This window comes from Stenotrophomonas sp. 71799_Sma, assembly GCF_056482505.1.
Map to the genome: position 1 here is coordinate 209152 of NZ_CM151202.1, position 16330 is coordinate 225481.

Genomic DNA, 16330 nt, shown 5'->3' on the forward strand with positions numbered 1-16330 from the left:
GCGGGGCGCCCCGGCTGCCGTGATGTCCACGCTGGCGTTCCAACATTGCCGGAACATTGCCTGGTCCACCGTGCGGCTTGCGCATTCATCTAGCGGCAGGCGGCATGAAGCAAGGCTGAAAGCGGCCTCGGCCGCTCAGCTGGCAGAAAGGGAAAAGGCCACGCGGACGTGGCCCTCCCTTCTCTCCCAAGGCGCCGCGGGCTTAGACGCCCATCGCCTTCTGGGCCTGCCGGGCCTGCTCCTGCTGGGCGTCCTGCTGCTGATGCAGCACGTTCGGCGCGCCCTGCACCGCACCGCTGCTGAGCGCCAGGCTCTGCTCGCTGGCGGCACGGGTCTCCACCGCCACGCGGCTGGCGGCCGGGTCGCCGATGGTGCCCTGCACGGCGAACAGGCGCTCACCGTTCGGGCTGGGCACCACCGAGTCGATGCGCTGCAGGCCGGCGGCATGCGCCTCCTTGGTCAAAGCCGCAGCAGCGCTTTCCAGCGTGTGGCGGTCCTTGAAGGTCCCGGCCGGCAGCAGTTCCAGACCCTTGCTGGCCTGGATGAACAACGGATTGCGCGGGTGCCGCTCGTCGTTCAGCAACGGCCGTTCGCGTGCGTCCTTGATTGCCTCCAGGGTCTTCGCCCCGACAATGCCGTCGACCACCAGGCCGTTGTCCTTCTGCAGCTGGCGCACTGCCGTGTCGGTGTTGCGGCCGAAGCGGCCATCTTCGACCAGCGGCTTGCCGTCGGCGCCGACGTAGCCCAGGTGGCCCAGCTGCTCCTGCACCTTGCGCACGCCCTCGCTGTGCGCGCCCTGCTTGTACAGTTCGGCGTGCGGCGTGGCAGCGGCCTTGTGCTCGGGCGCAGGCTTGCCCTGGCTCTGCTCGTGCGACTGGGTGCGGTTTTCCAGCAGGTCGCGCGCCTTGGACAGCGGATCGGAGGCGTACAGCTTCCAGTTCGGGTGGTCCTTCACCTGCTTGAGGTAGTCCTCGACCGGCATGGTGTGCACGCCCTTGCTGCCGGTGGACTGGCTGATCAGCAGCTTGTCGGTGTTGGGGTCGCGCACCACCATCACGATGTGGTCGATGCCGTTCCAGTGCTCATGGCGGGTCCTGGCCGTATCCAGGCCGATGATCATGCCTTCCTTCAGCGCATCGGGCTTCAGGATCGCGTCGCGGTCCAGCAGCACGCCGGACTGGTCGAACGCCTTGCGCACGATGCCACCGGAACCGAGGTTGCCCAGGTCGATGCGATCAGCCTTGCTGAACACCGCGTGCCCGGCCTTCTGGTTGATCTCGTCCATGGTCCGGTTCTGCAGCGTGCCGACCCAGCCGGAACAGTCGATGTAACCCTGCTCCACGTTCTTGCCGGTCTTGCCCGGTACGTACAGTGCGTGGCCCGGAATGTTGATGGCGTACTTGACGTCGTCGTACTTCACGCCGGCCTCGTAGGCGGCCTGCAGTTCAATGCCTGGCTTCGGTGTGGCAGCTGCCGTTGCGGTTGCCGCCAGCGTGGCTGCACCCGCCGCCACGGCTGCGCTGGCCTGCGCAGGTGCTGCCGGGGTCTGGCCCTGGCCCTGCACTACCGCCTGCGGTTCGATGTTCTTTTCCGGAATGCTGATCGCTGCGTACTTGTGGATGTAATAGCTGGAGAACGTCCGCGCCAGGTCGCCGTCGTTCATCCCGCGCATCTCGGCCAGGGTGTGGCCGGTCAGCGCCTTCGCGTCGGAGCCGATCTGGTTCAGCACGTTGCGGCGCATGTTGATCTCGTCGCCGTGGCTGTTGCGGACCACACCGAAGGTGCCGGTGGCAATGGCAGTCTGCACCGAGCCGTAGCCGGCGCTGCCCTGCTGGTGGGCCAGGTACAGGTCCAGCCCGGTGGGCGTGTTGCCCCCGGACAGGTACGGGTTGCCGGTGCGCTCGTTGCGGCGCGCCATCGAGTCCAGGTTGTCCTGGTACATCTGCGCGGCCGCTTCGGTGTTGCGGGTGGGGTCGAACTCGTGGCCGGTCAGGTGGTACTGGCGCGCGGAGCCGGGCACGAACTGGAACAGGCCCTTGGCGCCGGATGAGGTGTTATGGGCGCGCTCGTTGAAGGTGCCACCGGTCTCGATGTGCGCGAAGCGCATGAAGTCATCCACGGGGATGCCCTTCTGCCTGGCGACCTGCTCGACGATGTCCAGGACTTCCTTTCTGCTGTAGTCATGCTGTGCCATGACGTTTTCCTCGGGGTTGATGGAGCGGCGGATGCCGCGAATCGCCAACCGGACTCATCCGTGAGTCAAGAACATGTCGGTCAACAGGTAACCCGCGTGTGCGGGTGGGAATCAGCGCGCCAGGTACTGCTGGGTCGCGCTGTCGAAGCGGTAGTGCACGGCGTCGCCGGCACCCAGTGCGCGGGTCTTGCCCGGGCTTTCGATGGTGGTGCCCTTGAAGGTCACGGTCAGCTGCGGCAGGCCGTTGCCGTCGGCAATGAAGGCCAGGTCGCCATCGCTGTCGGTGCACGGCATCACGTTGCCGTCGTCGCAGGCGGCGCTGTTGTCTTCGCCGGTGCGCACCGAACCGACATAGCGCCAGACCTTGCTGTCCACGTCGTCTTCGCTGCGCTTCGGGTTGAACAGCAGCAGGGCATAGCCGCTGCCGCTGATGCCGCGGTCGAAGCTGCTGGTCGGCACCGCCAGCAGCAGGCGGCCATCGGCGGTGCGATGTTCAAGCGGCTTGCGCCGGGTATCGACATCGTCGGCCTTGTCGTACGCGCCCAGTGCGCCGATGGTCCATTCCTGGCCACGGAACTTCCATGGCTTCCTGGCGTCGGTGCCGGCCAGCACGAAGGTGGCCTCGGCAAGGTTGGCGCGGTCATCCGGACCGGCCGGCGTCTGCTCGCCCGGCTTGCCGTAGTGCTCGCGGGTATCCCAGGAGAAACCCGTGTAGTACGTGGTGCCATCGAGAGTGAAGGTGTGGCCGAACCAGAAGGTCGCCACGCTGCCGTTCTGGACCTCATAGGAGGTCGCGCCATCGCCGTCCACCTGGTAGGTGAAATACATCACGGTCGGCGCGTCGGGCGGGGTGGCGGCGGCATCGGGGGTGGGGGTCTGCATCGGGGCAACATCCTGTCGGGGCGCATTGGCAGCCTGCGCAGGGGCGCCGGGCTGGGAGGACGAGGGGGCCGGATCGGCGGCGCTGCAGGCGGCAGCGGAAAGAGAGACGAGCAGGCACGCCGCGAATGCGCGCAGAGGCCGCAACGGCAGGGTCCAACGTAGCTTGGGGGGATGATGCATGCGCCTCTCCATGGTCAGCGTTGCCGGGCCAGACGGCCGGCAGGAAACCGCGCCACGTCCACCAGGGACGGGAGCGAGGACATGAGCCGGTCGATTCCTTCGACCTCGCATTGAGAACTCATGCCGGACCATCTTGGCACAGATCGGCGGCCGGTCAAAGAGGGCGGTGGCAGCTGCCCTTCTTGTGTGATCTGGCTCTCAGATCTTGCCGTCGCGCAGGTAATCGAACAGCTCGGCGTCGCCCTTGAGGCCCAGTTTGAGCATGGCGTCACCCTTCTGCCGGCTGATGGTACTGACGCTCTTGTGCAGCTGCAGCGAGATTTCCTTCACGGTCATGCCGGTGCCCAGCAGCCGCAGCACCTCCACCTCGCGTGGCGACAGTGGCTTGCCGTCGCCCTCGCGCATGCGCCAGCTGCCAGCGGCCTCGACCCGCTCGCGCAGGCTGCGGCTGATGTAGGGCTGGCCCCGGTAGACCGCCTGGATGGCCTGTGGCAGTTCGTCCATCGACGAACTCTTGTCGACCAGGCCGAGCACGCCGCTGTCGAGCACCATGCGCAGGATCGCCAGGTTGTTGGAGACACTGAGCATCAGCACCGGCAGGTCGGGATGACGGCGGCGGATCATGCCGATCATGGCGAAGCCGTCGGCCTGGGGACTGCCCGGCATGGAGTAGTCGGTTACCAGCAGGTCACAGGGTTGGCTGCCGAGCAGGGCCATCAGCGCCTGCGCGCTGTCGGCTTCGCCGACCACGCGGCCAACCCCGCTCGATTCGATGACGGCACGGGTACCGATACGGACCACCGGGTGGTCGTCTGCGATGATGATGCGCAAGCTCATGCTCTAGTATGGCCACCGGGCACGCCGGACCGCGACCATCGCGGTTCCTGGCAGATTCTAGGAGATCAACGCCGATGCGTAGCTGGGCTGTTCGCGGGCTGGTCCTGCTGCTGGCCGTGCTGGTGCTGCCTGCGGCGCTGGCACAGGCAGTGCCTGGGCTGTTGCCGCTCAGCCCGCTGCAGCGCGAGTACCTTGCCGCGCATCCGAGCATCGTCGTGGGCCAGTATGACAGTGGCTGGCCGCCGTTCGAGTCCCTCCGTGATGGCCAGCAGGTCGGCCTGGGCCCGGATTATCTGTCGCTTCTCGCCCGTCAGCTGGGCGTGAAGGTGGAGGCACGGCGCTATCCCGACTGGACATCCGTGCTGGATGCGGCATGTCGTGGCGAGATCGATGTAGTGATGAATGTCGGTCTCAGTGCCGACCGCACCCGCTGCATGGTCTATACCGCCGCCTATGGCGAGGCACCGCTGGCCCTGGTGGGACGCCCGGATGACCTGCGTGCCTCCGACATCCCCGACCTGGATGGACTGCGGGTGGTGATCGAGCAGGACTTCCTGACCGGCCCGCAGGTGCGGGCGCGCTTTCCCCGGGCACGACAGCTTGTCGCAAACAGCTCGTTGGCGGCGCTGGAGATGGTCAGAGACGACAAGGCAGATGTTTACATCGGCAATGCCTACGTGGCCACCGAACTGATCGCACGCGAGGACCTGCAGGGGGTCGTGCTGCTGCGTCCCAGCGATCTGCCGCCCGAACGGCTGCACTTCGGTGTTCCCAACAGCAAGCAGCCGTTGGCCGAAGCATTGGACCTGGCACTGGCTGCGACCAGCCAGGCCCAGCGCGATGCGCTGGTGCAGCGCTGGCTGCCACCTCCGCAGTGGTCGGCATCGGCACAGCTGGCGTTGAGCCAGGCCGAGAAACGGGTATTGGAGCAGCCGTTGAAGATCGGCTTCGCGCCGAACGCGGCGCCGCTGTCGTTCGCGGACCAGGATGGCAAACCCAGTGGCCTGGCCAGCGAATACCTGCGGCGCCTGCTGCAGGCTGGCGCCAACCTGCAGGTGGAAAACAGCCATGACTGGTACGAGGTGCGCGAGAAGGCACGCCGCGGCGAGCTGCAGGCGGTGATGGGCATTCCTGCCGATTCTCGCTACCTGGGCCCGGACTGGGTGTTCAGCCAGCCCTTCATCAGCGTGCCGAACGTGATCGTCAGCCGGCGTGACAGCCCGGCGTTGCTGGGCCTGTCCGACCTGCAGGGCAAGCGGGTGCTGCTGTCCGATCCGGAACGTGTGCGTGGCTATGTGCTGCAGCAGGCGCCGCAGGCGCGGATCATCGCGGCACGCAGCGCGGAACAGGCCCTGCAGCGCCTGATCAATGGCGACGCCGATGCCTACGTAGGCAATCTGGCACTGGTTGACCATCTGCTGCGCAACCGCTTCCCGGGGCGCCTGCAGGTGGCGGCACCGGCAGGTTTCAACGATCAGCTGGTGCTGGCGGTTGAGCGCCGCCATGCCGCCCTGGCCACCACCTTCGACCGCCTGCTGCTGCAGATGACGCCGCGCAAGCGCGAGGCCCTGCGCGGGGACTGGCTGGCCGTCGAGTACCGCAACGGCCTAGACTGGAACAGCGCGATGCGCTGGGGCGTGCCGCTGCTGCTGGTGCTGCTCACCGCGCTGCTGGTGCACGCCATCGGGCATTGGCGGCTGCGCCGCGAGGTGGCCGGACGGCGTCACCTGGAACAGCGCCTGGCCGAAGTCACCGACAACCTGCCCGCCGTGGTCTATCAGGCTCGCCGCGCGGCAGACGGAACTCTCAGCTTCCCGTTCATTGCCGGTGACCTGCAGGCGTTGTTCGGGATCAGCCGGCAGCAGGCCGAACAGGATGCAATGTGCCTGCTGGAGCGCATCGAGGAAGACGACCGCGAGCACATCCTGCATGCGGTCGAGCAGGCGGCGCGCCAGTTCGCACCGCTTGTTCTCGAATTCCGGCTGCGACCTGAAGGCACCGGCGCGCGCTGGGTGCGCAGCCAGGCCCATCCCTATGCGGCGGAAGCGGGCGTGGTCACCTGGAGTGGATACTGGGTGGATGTCAGCGAGGCGCGTGCACAGGCCGAGGCCCTGACTGCGGCCAAGGCCGACGCCGAACAGGCGGCGGAGGCGAAGTCGCGTTTCCTGGCGACCATGAGCCATGAAATCCGAACGCCGATGAGTGGCGTGCTGGGCATGCTGGAAGTGCTGGCGCATTCGCCGCTGGATGCCGAGCAGCAGCGCATCCTCGGGGTGATCGAGGATTCGGCGCAGATGCTGCGGCAGATCCTCGACGATATTCTTGACTACTCGCGGCTGGAGGCCGGCGCGCTGCGCCTGGAACCGGTGCCGCAGCCGCTGCGGCCATTGCTGGAAAGCGTGTGCCGGTTGTTGTCGGCGCAGGCCAGTGCACGTGGGCTGGACCTGCACGTGCAGATCGACCCGCAGCTGGCGGCCGCGCACGAAGTGGATGGCGTGCGCCTGCGCCAGATCGTGTTCAACCTGCTCAGCAACGCCATCAAGTTCACCCGTGCGCGGCGAAGTGCGGCTGCAGCTGGACGTGCTGGGGCCGACCGCCGAAGACGGCAGCCAGCCGCTGTGCCTGAGCGTCACCGACACCGGCATCGGCATCGCGCCGGAACAGCTGCAGCACCTGTTTGCGCCGTTCACCCAGGCCGGTGCCTACATCCAGCGCGACCATGGGGGTACCGGCCTGGGCCTGAGCATCTGCCAGCGCCTGGTGCAGATGATGGACGGCGAGCTGGAGCTGCACAGCACGCTGGGCGAAGGGACCCGCGCCGAGGTGCGGCTGTCGCTGGTGGAAGCCGGCAGCGGTGATGTGGAAGCGCTGGTCGCCGAGCAGGAACAGGCCTCACTGCTGCCGCCGGCGCTGCGCCAGGCGCGGGTGCTGGTGATCGAAGACCACCCGACCAACCAGGCGATGATGGCCTGGCGACTGCAGCAGCTGGGGGTGCCGCATGTGATGGTCGGTGACGGCCAGCAGGGCTTGGATCGGCTGTCGTCGGAGAGTTTCGATCTGGTGATCACCGACTGCCGGATGCCGGTGCTCGATGGCTTCGGTTTCACCCGCCTGCTGCGCGAACGCGAGGGCCGCAACGGCCAGCCGCGGCTGACCGTGCTGGCGCTGACCGCCAGCGTGCTGGATGACGATGCACGGCGCTGCCGCGAGGCCGGCATGGACGAAGTGCTGGCCAAGCCGCTGTCACTGGCCACGCTGCGCACCGCACTGCTGCGCTGGTTGCCGCAGGCGCAGGGACAGTCGTTTGAGGAGCCGCAGGCCGAGTCCGCCGTCGACGATGCTGGGACGCTGCCCGATCTGGACAGCCTGCAGCGGCGCTTCGGCTCACGTGCGGTGGCCGAGCAGCTGCGCGACAGCCTGTTGCAGGCCAGCGAGGGTGATCTTGCCGCCGTGCAGCGCGCGCTGCAGGCTGGAGATCGCGAGGCGGCCGCACTGCACCTGCATCGTCAGGCCGGTGGGTTGGGCGCGGTGGGAGCGACAGTGCTGGCCGGGCAGGCCAATGCGTTGGTGGAGCGTCTGCAGGATGCGGCGGAAACCGATGTGGCGCCGTTGTTCGCGGCGGTGGCGGAATTTGTGGCACGGCTGCAGCGACAGCTGCAGCGCCTGGCTCACTGAGCCGACTGCTGCTGCAGGTAGGCGATCACCAGTGCGCGGCGTTCGGCGCTGGGGAAGGCGTTGTACATGCGCGTACCGGGCACCACGTGGGTGGGTGACTGCAGGAAGGTATCCAGGGTCTGCGCGGTCCAGGTGATGTTGGCGCGGCGCATGCCGTCGGAGTAGCCATAGTCGGGCAGGCTGCCGGCGCGGCGTCCGATCACGCCGTGCAGATTGGGTCCGAAGCGATGGATGCCACCAGGTTGCACGGTGTGGCAGCCGGCGCACAGCTCGAACGCGCGCTGCATGGCCTGCTGCTGCGCCTGTTCCGGCGTGGCCGGTGCCGCAGGCGGGCGCTGGCAGGCCGTGGCCGCCAGGGCCAAAGCAATGGTGATGAGCAGGCGGAAGGCACGCATGGGCGGGCAGGATAGCGACGCAGCGGGGCAGGTGGGCTGCGACACGCGGTCGCAGCCCGGAGCAATCACATGCCCGAATAGTTCGGGCCGCCACCGCCCTGCGGGGTCACCCAGACGATGTTCTGGGTCGGGTCCTTGATGTCGCAGGTCTTGCAGTGCACGCAGTTCTGCGCGTTGATCTGCAGGCGCGCGTTGTCGGCTTCACCGACGAACTCGTACACACCCGCCGGGCAGTAGCGGGCTTCCGGGCCGGCGTACTCGGCCAGGTTCACCTTCACCGGAATGCTGGGGTCCTTCAGCGTCAGGTGGCTGGGCTGGTTCTCGTCGTGGTTGGTGCTGCTGAGGAACACCGAGCTGAGACGGTCGAAGGTCAGCACGCCATCCGGCTTCGGGTAGGCGATGCGGGTGTGCTTGGCCGCCGGCTCCAGGCAGACGTGATCCGGCTGCGTGCGGTGCAGGGTCCACGGCGGATTGCGCACGCCCAGCTTCGGCAGCAGCCACTGCTCCACGCCGGTCATCAGCGTGGCCACGGTCTGGCCCTTCTTGAACCACTGCTTGAAGTTCTTGGCCTGCTGCAGTTCGGTGAACAGCCAGCTGGCTTCGAACGCCTTCGGGTAGGCGCTCAGTTCATCGTGCTGGCGGTCGGCGGCCAGCGCGTCGAACGCGGCATCGGCGCACAGCATGCCGGTCTTGATCGCGGCATGGCTGCCCTTGATGCGGCTGGCGTTGAGGTAGCCGGCCTCGCAGCCGACCAGCGCGCCACCGGGGAACACGGTCTTGGGCAGCGACAGCAGGCCACCGGCGGTGATCGCACGCGCGCCGTAACCGATGCGGGTGCCACCCTCCAGGTGCTTGCGGATGGACGGATGGGTCTTGAAGCGCTGGAACTCTTCGAACGGGCTCAGCCACGGGTTCCTGTAGTCCAGGCCAACCACATAACCGATGGCGACCTTGCCGCCGTCGGCGTGGTACAGGAACGCACCGCCGTAGGTGTCGCTGTCCAGCGGCCAGCCGGCGGCGTGCACCACCAGGCCCGGCTCATGCTTGGCCGGGTCGATCTGCCACAGTTCCTTGATGCCGATGCCGTAGGCCTGCGGGTCCTTGCCTTCGTCCAGCTTGTAGCGCGCGATCAGCTGGCGGCCGAGGTGGCCGCGTGCGCCTTCGGCGAAGATCGTGTACTTGGCCTGCAGCGCCATGCCCCGTTCGAAGGCCGGGCCGATGCTGCCGTCCTTCTCGATGCCCATGTCGCCGGTGGCCACGCCGATCACTTCACCGTTGTCGCCGTACAGCACCTCGGCTGCGGCGAAGCCGGGGAAGATCGCCACTTCCAGCGCTTCGGCCTGCTGCGCCAGCCAGCGGGTCACTTCACCCAGGCTGATGATGTAGTTGCCTTCGTTGTGGAAGCACTCCGGCAGCAGCGCATTGGGCGTGCTGCGTGCGCCGGTTTCGCTGAGGAACAGGAATTCGTCGCGGGTGACCTTCTGCTTCAGCGGTGCGCCGCGCTCGGCCCAGTCCGGGAACAGTTCGGTCAGTGCGCGCGGATCCATCACGGCGCCGGAAAGGACGTGCGCGCCCGGTTCGGAGCCCTTCTCCAGCACGCACACCGACAGGTCGCGGCCGGCTTCGATCGCGCGCTGGCGCAGGCGGATCGCGGTGGCCAGGCCGGCGGGGCCGGCGCCGACGATCACCACGTCGAACTCCATTACTTCACGCGGGGGCAGGGCGTTGGCTTCAGCGCTCATCGATTGCATGACTCGTGGGTAGGGCCGGCATCGGGGCCACCGGCGGTGCCTGGGAATCGCGCGTGCAGCCACGAGCGAAACGGTTGTTTGAATGTGTCAGGGTACCGGGCCGCGCGTGATCGAGCTAGATCGACGATGTTCACGTCATGATTGCTGCGGTGCAGCGTAATGCACGTGGCCGGGTAGGTGCCAACCTTGGTTGGCACATTGTTTCACCGCCCGGACCCGCTTCCGTGTGGACCAAGGTCCACACCTACCAGACGCGATGCTTGCGGATGACCGACAATGGCCGGGTCCTGACTGCGCGTGAGTGCCATGGCTTTGCATCCGTACGATCTGTTCGATGTCCGTTCCCTGCTCAACGAGGAAGAGCGCGCGGTGCAGGAGAGCGTCGCCCGTTTCACCAACGAGCGCGTGCTGCCGATCATCGGCGATGCCTTCGACCAGGCCCGCTTCCCCGATGAACTGGTGCCGGAGATCGCGTCACTGGGCCTGCTCGGTGCGACCCTGCCGACCGAGTACGGCGGTGGTGGCCTCGGCGCGGTCAGCTATGGCCTGATCTGCCAGGAGCTGGAGCGCGGCGATTCGGGCCTGCGCAGCTTCGTCTCGGTGCAGAGCTCGCTGTGCATGTACCCGATCTACGCCTATGGCAGCGAGGAACAGCGCCAGCAGTGGCTGCCGGCGATGGCGCGCGGCGAACTGATCGGTTGCTTCGGCCTGACCGAGGCGCATGGGGGTTCCGATCCGGCCAGCATGAAGACCCGCGCGGTGCGCGACGGCAGCGACTGGCGCATCAGCGGCAGCAAGATGTGGATCACCAGCGGCCCGGTGGCCGACCTGGCCATCGTCTGGGCGCAGACCGAGGACGGCATCCAGGGTTTCGTGCTGGAAAAGGGCATGGCCGGCTTCACCACGCAGGAGATCAAGCACAAGATGAGCCTGCGCGCATCGCTGACCGGGGCGCTGTTCTTCGATGACGTGCGCGTGCCCGACAGCCACCGGCTGCCGAACGTGAAGGGCCTGAAGGGGCCGCTGGGCTGCCTGACCCAGGCCCGCTATGGCATCAGCTGGGGGCCGATCGGTGCGGCGATTGCCTGCCTGGATGAAGCACTGGGTTATGCCAAGGAGCGCGTATTGTTCGGTCGCCCGCTGGCGGCCACGCAGAGCGCGCAGATCAAGCTGGCCGAAATGGCCCGCCGCATCACCACCGCGCAGCTGCTGGCGCTGCAGCTGGGCCGCCTGAAGGAAGCTGGCCAGCTGCAGCCGCAGCAGGTCAGCCTGGCCAAGTGGAACAACTGCCGCATGGCCATCGACATCGCCCGTGAGTGTCGCGATCTGCTGGGCGGCGCCGGCATCACCACCGAGCATGTAGCGATCCGGCATGCGCTGAACCTGGAATCGGTGATCACCTATGAAGGCACCGAGACCGTGCACCAGCTGGTGATCGGCCGCGAACTGACCGGCATCAACGCGTTCTAGGCGGTGCGGGGAACACCATCCACGCATGGCGTGGATCTGCTGCACATGGCACCTGCCACGGCCACCTGGGATGTGCTTTGGTAGGTGCCAACCTTGGTTGGCACATTCCTTCAGCGCGCGACCGGGCATCGGTGCGGACCAAGGTCCGCACCCACCAGAAGCGATCCACAGCCATCAGAGGTTCTTGGCGCCTGCCTGGACCTGCCTTTGGTAGGTGCCAACCTTGGTTGGCACATTCCTTCAGCGCGCGACCAGGCATCGGTGCGGACCAAGGCCCGCACCCACCAGAAGCGATCCACAGCCATCAGAGGTTCTCGGCGCCTGCCTGGACCTGCCTTTGGTAGGTGCCAACCTTGGTTGGCACATTCCTTCAGCGCGCGACCGGGCATCAGTGCGGACCAGGGTCCGCACCCACCAGTAGCAGGTCCACACCCACCTGAGGCGGTTTACGCGCCGCCAGCAAACCCGTGCTGCCGCCACGCTTCGTACATCACCACCGCAACGGTGTTGGAAAGATTGAGGCTGCGGTTGTCCGGCCGCATCGGCAGGCGCAGGCGGCGGCCATCGGGCAAGGCATCGAGCACGTCCTGCGGCAGGCCGCGGCTTTCCGGGCCGAACAGGAAGGCATCACCATCTTCAAAGGCCACGCTGTCGTAGCGCACGCTGGCACGCGTACTCAGGGCAAACAAGCGCTTCGGTGCGATCCGCGCCAGCGCGGTGTCCAGGTCGGGGTGCACCTGCAGGCGCGAGTATTCGTGGTAGTCCAGGCCGGCGCGCTTGAGCTGCTTGTCTTCCAGTGCGAAGCCGAGCGGCTCGACCAGGTGCAGCTGCGCGCCGGTGTTGGCGCAGAGCCGGATCACATTGCCCGTGTTGGGCGGGATTTCCGGTTGGAACAGGATCACATGGAACTGGGGCGCGGCATTCATCGGCGCAGTGTACCTGCGACGACCGCCGCCTTTACGGCGCACGCCCTGCGCTGGGCAGGGCGGCACCGCTTACGGGCGCAGCAGGACCTGGGCGGTTTCGGTGGCCAGGGCCTGCAGGTCGGCGGCGCTCGGGCGCACCTGCAGGGCCGGCAGGTTGACGATGACCGAGTTGGCGACGTTGGTGGCGGCGGCAGCCAGGGTGGCGGCGTAGCGCTGGGCTTCCATTTCGGCGGCCAGGGCGACGCGCTGTTCCAGGCTCGGGCGCACTTCCACCGAGGCCAGGGTGGTGATCGGCATCGCGGCAGCAACCGGGGCGGCAACGTAGCCGTTGCGCTCGGCCAGCTGGTCGGCGCTCGGGCGCACTTCCACGGTGGCCAGGGTCGGGATGCCGCTGGCCTGTTCCCAGGCCTGCTGGGCCAGCTGGTCGGCGGCCGGGCGGACCTGCACGGTGGCCAGGGTCGGGATGGATTCGGAGGCCTGCACCGACGAAACAACCGCGGTGCCGGCGATCAGGGCGATGGCGATGGCAATGGTCTTGGCGTTCATGACGGGGCCTGTTTAGTGTTGGTGATCAGTGGTGTGGTAGTAATGTAGTACACCGATTCTGGGCTTGCAAGGAAAATTTTCGGTCTCCTGCATTTGTTCAGTCTTCAGTCAGCTTTCATCTGAAGCCCTTCCTGGCGCAGGAAGTACCAAGCAATCCCCGTGCCAACTTTTAGTTGTTGATTTGCAAGAGTTTTTGTTTGGCCGAGAAGTGTCCGGTAGGCGGACACCTGTCCATTCGATGTGCTGCGGACACTGTCCGGACGGTCCTGGCGGGCGCTTGTGACCGGTCAGGCAGCGCAGATCGGCGCTGCGGATGGGGCACAGGGGCAAACACCCCCAGTGACTGCTGGCCGATTCCTGCCGCTGCGTGCGCAGGCTAGGATCGGGGTTCACCTATGTGACCAAGGATCCGGATATGTCTCTCGCCCTTCGCCCGCGCGCTGCACTGCTGGCCGTCGCCCTCAGCACCGCCCTGGGCACGCTTGTGCCTTCCCATGCGCTGGCGGCCAAGCCGGCCGCACCGGCCAAGGTCGATATCCCGTATGAGCAGTTCACCCTGCCCAACGGCCTGCGCGTGATCGTGCATACCGATCGCAAGGCGCCGATCGTCGCCGTCAACGTCTGGTACCACGTGGGCAGCAAGGACGAACCGGCCGGCCGTACCGGCTTCGCGCACCTGTTCGAACACCTGATGTTCCAGGGCAGCGAAAACCACGACGGCGAATTCTTCGAACCGTTCAAGCAGGTCGGTGCCACCAACCAGAACGGCACCACCAATACCGACCGCACCAACTACTTCGAGAACGTGCCCACCACCGCGCTGGACATGGCGCTGTGGATGGAGTCGGACCGCATGGGCCATCTGGTCGGTGCGATCGACCAGGCGGCGCTGGACGAACAGCGTGGCGTGGTGCAGAACGAGAAGCGCCAGGGCGAGAACCAGCCCTACGGTCAGGCCTGGGACCAGCTCAACAAGGCGCTGTACCCGGTAGGCCACCCGTATCACCACGGCGTGATCGGTTCGATGAACGATCTGAACGCGGCGTCGCTGGATGACGTGAAGACCTGGTTCCGCACCTGGTACGGCCCGAACAACGCGGTGCTGGTGCTGGCCGGCGACATCGACCTGGCCACTGCCAAGGAAAAGGTCGGCAAGTACTTCGGCAGCATCCCGGCCGGCCCGACCATGGCGCAGCCGGCAGTGAACGTGGCCAAGCGCAACGCCGACACGCGCGAGACGATGACCGACAAGGTGCCGCAGGCGCGCATCTACCGCGCCTGGAACGTGCCGCAGGTCGGCACCACCGATGTCGATCAGCTGCAGCTGTTCGCGCAGGTCCTGGGCGGTGCCAAGTCCTCGCGCCTGAGCCAGCGCCTGCAGCACCAGGACAAGCTGGTGGACAGCATCGCCTCGGGCCTTTCGACCTCGCAGCTGGGTTCGAACTTCGTGATCATGGCGACGGTCAAGCAGGGCCAGGACCCGGCCAAGGTCGAGAAGATCATCGACGAGGAACTGGACCGCCTGATCAAGCAGGGTCCCACCGCGGCCGAGCTGGAGCGCGCCAAGACCGGTGCCCGCGCCGGCTTCATCCGCGGCATCGAGCGCATCGGCGGCTTCGGCGGCAAGGCCGACGCACTGGCCGAGTGCGCGGTGTTCACCGGCGACCCGGGCTGCTTCCGCACCTCGCTGGCCAACATCGAGAAGGCCAGTGCCGCTGATCTGAGCCGGCTGGGCGCGCAGTGGCTGGACAAGGGCAGCCACACCCTGGTGATCGCACCGGGTGAGCGTGTGGCGCTGAAGGAAGACCCGAGCCAGGCACCGAAGCCGTTCAACGTTCCCGCGGTGGACCCCAAGTACAGCACCTTGCCGGAGCAGGTCGACCGCAAGGCCGGCGTGCCGCAGACCCGCGAGTTCCCGCAGCTGAAGTTCCCGGCGCTGCAGCGCGCCACGCTGAAGAACGGCACCCAGGTGATCCTGGCCGAACGCCACGAGATTCCGGTGGTGCAGTTCAGCTACCAGTTCCCGGGCGGCTTCAGCGCCGACCAGGGCCGCAAGCCGGGCACCGCCAACTTCACCATGAGCCTGATGACCGAAGGCGCCGGCAAGCTCGGCTCGCTGGCCTTCGCCGATGCTGCCGATGCGCTGGGCGCCAGCCTGGATGCATCGGCCGGCCTGGACTCGATGAGCGTGGACCTGTCGGCACTGAAGGAAAACCTGGCACCGTCGCTGGCGCTGTACCGCGACCTGCTGCGCGAGCCGCGCTTCGAGCAGGGTGAGATCGACCGGGTCAAGGCGACCTGGATCGCCGGCATCCAGCAGGAGAAGGTCAACCCGGGTGCGGTGGCGATGCGCGTGCTGCCGCCACTGCTGTATGGCAAGGGCCACCCGTATGCCATTCCGTTCACCGGCAGTGGCGATGAGGCGGCGATCAGCGGCCTGACCCGCGAAGATCTGGTTGATTTCCACCACGACTGGCTGCGCCCGCAGAACGGCACCCTGATCGTGGTCGGTGATACCACGCTGGCGGAAATCGTGCCGCTGCTGGACAAGCAGCTGGGCGACTGGAAGGCTGCCGGCGATGCTCCGCAGGTGAAGGCGGCGACCGACGTCGCATTGCCGAAGGGCCCGCGTGTGTTCCTGATCGACCAGCCGGGCGCGGTGCAGGCCAACCTGTTCGCCGGCCAGGTGGTCGCGCCGTCCAGCGCCACCAGCTCGACCCGCTTCGATATCGCCAACGGCGTGATCGGTGGCGACTTCACCTCGCGCCTGAACATGAACCTGCGTGAGGACAAGCACTGGTCGTACGGTGCGCGCAGCAGCGCGATCAATTCGGTGGGCCAGCGCCCGTGGATGGCCAGCGCGCCGGTGCAGATCGACAAGACCGGCCCGGCGATGGCGGAAATGCGCAAGGAAATCGCCGCGTTCGCCGACGGCAGCAAGCCGGCCACCGCCGCCGAGGTCAACCGCATCCGCAACATCCAGACCCTGAGCCTGCCCGGTGCCTACGAGACCGCCAGCGCGGTGGCGTCGACCATCGGTTCGATCGTGCAGTTCAAGCGCCCGGATGACTACGTGCTGCGCCGCAAGGCCGAGATCGAGGCGATGACCCCGGCACAGGTGCAGCAGGCCGCCGCCGAGATCAAGCCGCAGGCGCTGACCTGGGTGGTGGTGGGTGACCTCAAGCAGACCGAAGCGGCCGTGCGCGCGCTGAACCTGGGCGAGGTGACGGTGATCGATGCCGAAGGCAACCCGGTCAAGAAGTAAGGCAATACCCGGCCCGCCATGGGGCGGGCCGGCTCCTCCGGTAGTGCCGGCCGCTGGCCGGCAACCTTGCCGTGGTAGTGCCGGCCGCTGGCCGGCAACTCCGTGACCCGAAGGCGGGGTCAGGACCCCCTGCGGGGGATCTGACCCCACCCACCGGCTACCCTCGATTCAGGCTGTTCAGGCAGAATCCCCCCATACCCTTCCAGGAT

The 16330-nt window shown here is 67.1% G+C and carries 9 protein-coding genes and 1 pseudogene; 3 read left to right on the forward strand and 7 right to left on the reverse strand.

Translation table 11 applies throughout. From position 1 onward, the window contains the following. Nucleotides 1-202 precede the first annotated feature (202 nt). From ACZK4Z_RS00925 to ACZK4Z_RS00935, 3 genes are all read right to left on the reverse strand, one after another. Entirely contained in the window at nt 203-2194 is a 1992-nt protein-coding gene (locus tag ACZK4Z_RS00925) for a peptidoglycan-binding domain-containing protein (RefSeq protein WP_125893082.1), read from the reverse strand. Between the two features lie 111 nt (nt 2195-2305). Further along, nucleotides 2306-3076, reverse strand: coding sequence for a hypothetical protein (locus tag ACZK4Z_RS00930; protein WP_125893084.1), 771 nt, complete (start codon nt 3074-3076; stop codon nt 2306-2308). 378 nt (nt 3077-3454) lie between these two features. Beyond that, nucleotides 3455-4093: a response regulator gene (locus ACZK4Z_RS00935; protein ID WP_032130138.1), complete on the reverse strand. Its 639-nt coding sequence runs from the start codon at nt 4091-4093 to the stop codon at nt 3455-3457. Between the two features lie 74 nt (nt 4094-4167). Between ACZK4Z_RS00935 and ACZK4Z_RS00940 the strand changes: the two are divergent. After that, nucleotides 4168-7768: pseudogene (locus ACZK4Z_RS00940) on the forward strand (ATP-binding protein). Here the strand turns inward: ACZK4Z_RS00940 and ACZK4Z_RS00945 are convergent. Then, nucleotides 7762-8163 carry a c-type cytochrome gene (locus ACZK4Z_RS00945; protein WP_125893090.1) on the reverse strand — a complete coding sequence of 134 codons (402 nt, stop codon included), beginning with the start codon at nt 8161-8163 and terminating at the stop codon, nt 7762-7764. The pseudogene ACZK4Z_RS00940 and the gene ACZK4Z_RS00945 overlap by 7 nt on opposite strands. Before the next feature lie 65 nt (nt 8164-8228). Continuing rightward, nucleotides 8229-9905 carry an electron transfer flavoprotein-ubiquinone oxidoreductase gene (locus ACZK4Z_RS00950; RefSeq protein ID WP_049461849.1) on the reverse strand — a complete coding sequence of 559 codons (1677 nt, stop codon included), beginning with the start codon at nt 9903-9905 and terminating at the stop codon, nt 8229-8231. A 315-nt stretch (nt 9906-10220) separates the two neighbouring features. On the opposite strand from ACZK4Z_RS00950, the gene ACZK4Z_RS00955 reads away from it, so the two are divergent. Then, the gene (locus tag ACZK4Z_RS00955) at nt 10221-11384 is read left to right on the forward strand and encodes an acyl-CoA dehydrogenase family protein (RefSeq protein WP_024956299.1); all 1164 of its coding nucleotides are present in this window, start codon (nt 10221-10223) and stop codon (nt 11382-11384) included. A gap of 446 nt (nt 11385-11830) precedes the next feature. On the opposite strand, the gene ACZK4Z_RS00960 is transcribed toward ACZK4Z_RS00955, so the two are convergent. Together ACZK4Z_RS00960 and ACZK4Z_RS00965 are read right to left on the reverse strand one after the other, a co-directional pair. Continuing rightward, nucleotides 11831-12310, reverse strand: coding sequence for a tRNA (cytidine(34)-2'-O)-methyltransferase (locus tag ACZK4Z_RS00960; protein ID WP_005407625.1), 480 nt, complete (start codon nt 12308-12310; stop codon nt 11831-11833). Between the two features lie 69 nt (nt 12311-12379). Beyond that, nucleotides 12380-12856, reverse strand: coding sequence for an XAC0231 family protein (locus ACZK4Z_RS00965; protein ID WP_125893093.1), 477 nt, complete (start codon nt 12854-12856; stop codon nt 12380-12382). 415 nt (nt 12857-13271) lie between these two features. Here ACZK4Z_RS00965 and ACZK4Z_RS00970 point away from each other — a divergent pair, with 415 nt between their 5' ends. Then, on the forward strand, nt 13272-16121 hold the full coding sequence (locus tag ACZK4Z_RS00970; protein ID WP_032130144.1) for a M16 family metallopeptidase: 2850 nt from the start codon (nt 13272-13274) through the stop codon (nt 16119-16121). The last annotated feature ends 209 nt before the right edge of the window (nt 16122-16330 follow it).

Coding starts and splice junctions, on each gene's coding strand:
- ACZK4Z_RS00925 (WP_125893082.1), bottom strand. CDS start 2,194: ATGGCACAGCATGACTACAGCAGAAAGGAAGTCCTGGACATCGTCGAG.
- ACZK4Z_RS00930 (WP_125893084.1), bottom strand. CDS start 3,076: ATGCAGACCCCCACCCCCGATGCCGCCGCCACCCCGCCCGACGCGCCG.
- ACZK4Z_RS00935 (WP_032130138.1), bottom strand. CDS start 4,093: ATGAGCTTGCGCATCATCATCGCAGACGACCACCCGGTGGTCCGTATC.
- ACZK4Z_RS00945 (WP_125893090.1), bottom strand. CDS start 8,163: ATGCGTGCCTTCCGCCTGCTCATCACCATTGCTTTGGCCCTGGCGGCC.
- ACZK4Z_RS00950 (WP_049461849.1), bottom strand. CDS start 9,905: ATGAGCGCTGAAGCCAACGCCCTGCCCCCGCGTGAAGTAATGGAGTTC.
- ACZK4Z_RS00955 (WP_024956299.1), top strand. CDS start 10,221: ATGGCTTTGCATCCGTACGATCTGTTCGATGTCCGTTCCCTGCTCAAC.
- ACZK4Z_RS00960 (WP_005407625.1), bottom strand. CDS start 12,310: ATGAATGCCGCGCCCCAGTTCCATGTGATCCTGTTCCAACCGGAAATC.
- ACZK4Z_RS00965 (WP_125893093.1), bottom strand. CDS start 12,856: ATGAACGCCAAGACCATTGCCATCGCCATCGCCCTGATCGCCGGCACC.
- ACZK4Z_RS00970 (WP_032130144.1), top strand. CDS start 13,272: ATGTCTCTCGCCCTTCGCCCGCGCGCTGCACTGCTGGCCGTCGCCCTC.